General features: G+C 71.3%; 4 protein-coding genes. All 4 read left to right on the top strand.

The features are described 5' to 3' along the window. The first annotated feature begins 159 nt into the window (after window positions 1-159). The gene (locus AC08OU_RS22470) at window positions 160-2,085 is read left to right on the top strand and encodes a hypothetical protein (protein ID WP_476605719.1); all 1,926 of its coding nucleotides are present in this window, start codon (window positions 160-162) and stop codon (window positions 2,083-2,085) included. Window positions 2,086-2,224: 139 nt separating this feature from the next. After that, entirely contained in the window at window positions 2,225-2,653 is a 429-nt protein-coding gene (locus tag AC08OU_RS22465) for a VOC family protein (RefSeq protein ID WP_462187028.1), read from the top strand. A gap of 486 nt (window positions 2,654-3,139) precedes the next feature. Then, on the top strand, window positions 3,140-3,658 hold the full coding sequence (locus tag AC08OU_RS22460; RefSeq protein WP_476602078.1) for a flavin reductase family protein: 519 nt from the start codon (window positions 3,140-3,142) through the stop codon (window positions 3,656-3,658). Window positions 3,659-4,001: 343 nt separating this feature from the next. After that, the gene (modA, locus tag AC08OU_RS22455) at window positions 4,002-4,814 is read left to right on the top strand and encodes a molybdate ABC transporter substrate-binding protein (protein WP_476605718.1); all 813 of its coding nucleotides are present in this window, start codon (window positions 4,002-4,004) and stop codon (window positions 4,812-4,814) included. Window positions 4,815-4,984 lie beyond the last annotated feature (170 nt).

The following is a 4,984-nucleotide window of genomic DNA, read 5'->3' as shown; positions in this document are numbered from 1 at the left end:
GCGTGGAGAAGTAGTCGACACCGGTCAGGCACATCACCCGCCACCACGGGTGCAGCCTGTGCTCGCCGGACGGCGCGGCATGCGGGCCGGCATGCCGCTGTGCCCGGTCGGTGCCCGCCAGCATCCAGGAACGCAGGCGACGAACGCTGTTCGTGCTCGGTGACGGCCAACGCGGGACACACCTTCCAGACGGCGCGCGGCGCGCGGCGCGCGGCGCAGGGACACCTCCCCCCCGCCGGGAGCGGGAACGACCGGGCCGTGGGAACCTGGGCGCGGACCGGCCTGCCGAGCATCCTCCACACCCCCGACAACATCCCACGGGCGTGTCATCCCACGGGTATCGCGGCATCGCCCTGGGCTGCCGCGGCAGGTAGCCGGCCGGACCTCATCGGACGCCAAAGCCTGCCGCAGGACAAGGAAGCCGGCAATTATGGGCACTATGCCGGCCCGAACCTCGCGAATGGACCCGACGCCGCTTCGATGCGCGCCACACCGAGTCTCCCCCGACCCCGGCCTGCTCGACTCGGCGCACGTCGGTCGGGCGACGGCCGGGCGGTGACCACCCGGGAATTCACCGTCGTCGAGCAGGAGATCCGGGATGCTTTTGCGCTGGGACGCCGGGTGGATCTGGCGGACCGGACGGACCGGGTCGTCCGGGCGGTCGTCCTGCGCGATCTGCTGCTCGGGACGGACGACGGCGAGCCTGGGCCGTCGGCGGCGCTGCGCCTCACCCGCGCCCGGATCGTCGGCGAGCTCGACCTCTCCCACAGCGTCCTTGGATGTCCGGTCCGGCTGCGGGACTGCGTCTTCGACCATCGGGTGAATCTGTACGGGGCGAAAACCCGCCAGCTCGATCTCACCGGTACGCACTTCCGCGGAATCCTCGCGTCGAACGCCGTCATCGAGGGCAACCTCCGGCTCTTCGACTGCCGGTCCCGCGGACCGGTCATCCTGGTCGGCACCTGGATCAACGGAGCGCTGCTGCTCTCCGGCGCCCGCTTCGAGGGCCCCGGCTCCGCCCTCGACGCAACCCGGCTGCACGTCGAGGACGACCTCCTCGGTGGCCCCTCACCGGACGGCCGGTACCTGTCGGCCCTGCGCTGCGACGGGGAGCTGAGGCTGAACAACGCTGTCGTGGGCGGATCGGTACGGTTGGAGGGAGCCCACCTGAGCAGTCCCACGGGCACCGCGCTGGCGGCATTCGACCTGAAGGTCGCCGCAATGCTCAACTGCTGTGAGGGGTTCCACGCCCAAGGGACGGTGAGCATCGCCTACGCCGAGGTGGGCAGCCGGGTCTGCCTGGAGGGAGCCCGCCTGGACGGCGCGCGCCCCGGCGACGACAGCCCTGACCGCGGCCCTGACTGCGGCCCAGGCCACGGTGCCGGCAACAGCGCCGGCAACAGCGGCTCGATCGCGTTGAACGCCCATCACCTCACGGCCCGGGAGCTGGTACTTCTCCCGGCAGCGGTGCCTCGGGGAGCCGTGGATCTCAGCCACGGCGTGATCGGCCTGCTGCGCGACGATCCGGCGACCTGGCCCGCCGTGCTGCGCCTCGACGGGCTGCGCTACGACAGCCTCGGTACGTTCGGGGAAGGCGACGAGCGGCGGCAGTGGCTGCGCCTCGACCCCAGCGGCTACCGGCCGCAGGTGTACGAACAGCTCGCGGCCACTTACCGGGCGCACGGCCACGACGCCGACGCACGGATGGTTCTGCTCGCGAAACAACGGCATCGACGCGAGACTCTGGCGCCGGCGGCGAAGATATGGAGCCACCTGCAGGACCTGCTCGTGGGATACGGATTCCGCCCGGTGCGGGCCGCCTCGTGGATCGCGCTTCTGGTGGTGGCCGGCAGCGTGCTGTTCGACCTACGGCCGCCGGCGCCGGTCGACGACACCGCCGCGTCGGCCTTCCGCGCCCCCGTCTACACCCTCGACCTGCTGCTGCCCCTCATCGACTTCGGGCAGGAGCAGCACTTCACCCCGCGCGGCGCGACGGTCTGGTTCGCCTACTTCCTCATCGCCGCCGGTTGGGCGCTCGCGACGACGGTCGCCGCCGGGATCACCAGGACGCTGCGCGGCGGTTGACGCCGGACCTGGACGGCCGTCAACGCGTTGCGCGCGCTCGTCGCGCGCTCGTGGGGAACCGGAGCCGACCGCGGCCTGCTCCCCGTCACCGCCCCCGGTGGTCGACGACGGCGGTCCGCGGACGGGGCAGACTGGCCGGGTGGAGGTTCTCAGCAGCCGCATCCTGCTCCGGCCCACGGATCCGCAACGCAGTCACCGCTTCTACCGCGAGACCCTCGGGCTGGCGGTCTACCGCGAATTCGGGCCGCCGGAGGAACCCGGGCTGGTGTTCTTCCTCGGCCAGGGCCTGCTGGAGGTGTCCGGGCGCTCGCCGCGCCCGGCACGGCCGGTGGGCGCGGGCGGGGAACCGGTGGGGACGGCGCGGCTCTGGCTGCAGGTGCGTGACCTGGCGGCCGAACACGCCCGGTTGAACGCGGCGGGTGTCGTCATCACCCGGGAGCCGCGGCGTGAGCCGTGGGGACTCGACGAGATGTGGATCGAGGATCCGGACGGCGTCCCGATCGTGGTCGTGGAGATCCCGCCCGATCATCCCCTGCGCCGGGACCGGAGATCCCTCGCCGACGGCTGACGCGCGGGCCCGTCGGGACGGCGGGGCTCACCCGGACGACCCGGTGCACCCTCGTCGGGGTAGCGCAGACCGCCGCCCTGGCCTACGTGTCCACCCGGTTCCTGGCCCGCTGGTTCGAAACCCGCACGGCGACCCGCGGCGACCCGGTGGAACACGGCGGACGCGCAGGTGTCCGGTTATGTAACCGGTCGCGACCAGCCGCGGCTGTGCCGTCGCCACCACGTCGACTTCGGTCACAACGACAGCGACCTCTGTTCCCCCGGTAACTGATGTCCTCCGGGTGACTGACTCTTCGGTCGTTCGTCTCGTCGGCAGCTCGCGCCGTACTGTGGATCATCGGCCGACGGCAGCACCGGAACCGGAAGGCGGGAAGCAGACCACCGCGCCACGACCCACCCGGCAGGGTTGATCCGCCGAGGCGGGAAGGCGTCGGCGCGCTCGTCACCTGAACCTTCACTCGTCGCCTGAACCTCGGGAGCATCCAGCATGACGGCCTCGCTTCGCCAGACCCAGGGTCCGCTCAGGGCGCGCGCCGTCGACGGCGACCTGTTCCGAACCGTCTTCCGCGGCCATCCGGCCGGCGTGGCCGTCATCACCGCCGACGCGGGCACGGGACCCGTCGGCTTCACCGCGACCTCGCTCGCGTCGCTGTCCGCCGAACCGCCGATGGTGGTCTTCGCCATCTCCTCCGGTGCCTCGTCGTGGCCCCATCTGCGGGTCACGGAGACCTTCATGGTGAACCTGTTGTCCTCCCAGCAGGAGGAGGTCGCCCGGCGTTTCGCCCGCAGCGGGATCGACCGGTTCGCCTCGCCGACCCGCTGGACCAGGCTGCCGACCGGCGAGCCCCTGCTCGACGGGGGACGGGCGTGGCTGCGCTGCTCCGCCCGGCCACCCGTCGAGGCCGGGGACCACTTCCTCATCATCGGCCAGGTCCTTGAGGCGGACACCGACCCGGAGGCGTCCCCGCTCATCTACCACGACCGGACCTTCCACGTCCTGCCGTAACCCAGCCCGCCGTAACCCACGTCCTGCCGCGTAACCCACGTCCTGCCGTAACCCGGCCTGCCATCCCCGCGGCTTGCCCGAGGAGCACGACCGGCTCAACCGGCTCGGCACCGCTCTTGACCCTGCCCTCGGCACCGCTCTCGACACCGCCCGCCGAGCGGGGCTCCGGTCGCCGTGGCGCAGGCCCCGGCCGCGCATCAGCACACTACGGAACAACCCGCCTGTTCACCGTGCAGATGCGGAACTATCATGCACAGAGTTTCGCATCTGCGGATTAGCTCAGCGACAGGGTCCGCGGCTGCGGAAACAGGACAACGGGTGAATGGGTGGAGGAACGGGACACGTGAGATTTCGCAGGATGAAGACGGCGGCCCTGGCGGTACTCGGCGCCGGGCTTCTCGCGACCGCCGGATGTGGCGGCAGCGACGGCGGCGCTGCGGCGACGCCCTCCGCCACGGCCAGCAGCGCCGCGAGCGGAGTACAGGGGACCGTCACGGTGCTCGCCGCCGCCTCGCTGACGAGGTCGTTCACCCAGCTCGGCAAGGACTTCGAGGCCGCGAACCCCGGATCGAAGGTGACCTTCTCCTTCGCCGGCAGCTCGCAGCTGGCCCAGCAGATCACCTCCGGCGCCCCGGACGACGTGTTCGCCGCGGCGAGCCCGGCCACGATGAAGACCGTCACCGACGCCGGCGACAACGTCGGCGCGCCCAAGGTCTTCGTCCGCAACCAGCTCGTCATCGCCGTACCGAAGGGCAACCCGAAGGGCATCACCGACCTGCCCGCCCTGACCAGGCCGGGGGTGAAGGCCGCGCTGTGCGCCGAGCAGGTGCCCTGCGGAGCCGCCGCGAAGAAGGCGCTCGCCGCCGCCGGGGTGAACCTGGCCCCGGTCACCCTGGAGCAGGACGTCAAGTCCGCACTGTCGAAGGTCACCCTCGGTGAGGTCGACGCCGCGCTGGTCTACCGCACGGACGTCAAGGCGTCGGCGGGCAAGGTGGACGGCGTCGAGTTCCCCGAATCCGCCAAGACGATCAACGACTACCCGATCGTCGCGCTGAAGAACGCGCCCAACGCCGCCGGCGCCACCGCGTTCGTCAACTTCATCCTGTCCGACAAGGCGAGCACCGTACTGACCAACGCGGGATTCCAGGCCCCCTGACCCCAGGCCCCGCTGATCCCCGACACGGTCATCCCGTGGTGGAGCAGGCGGACCCTGCACTTCGACTTCGCCTGACGAGGTTGCCCCGAACCTCCTGCGTGGAAATCGGCGTTAGGGCCTGTTTGGGAAGTTCATCGGGGCAGCCATTCGTTGATCGCGGCGATGGTGAC

The sequence above is a fragment of the Frankia sp. CcMO1 genome (genome assembly GCF_977945845.1).
The sequence above is the reverse complement of the archived record's forward strand: the minus strand, read 5'-3'. Positions and strand labels throughout refer to the sequence as shown.

Excerpts from the sequence above, each read along its gene's own strand:
- AC08OU_RS22460 (WP_476602078.1), top strand. The coding sequence starts at position 3,140 with ATGACGGCCTCGCTTCGCCAGACCCAGGGTCCGCTCAGGGCGCGCGCC.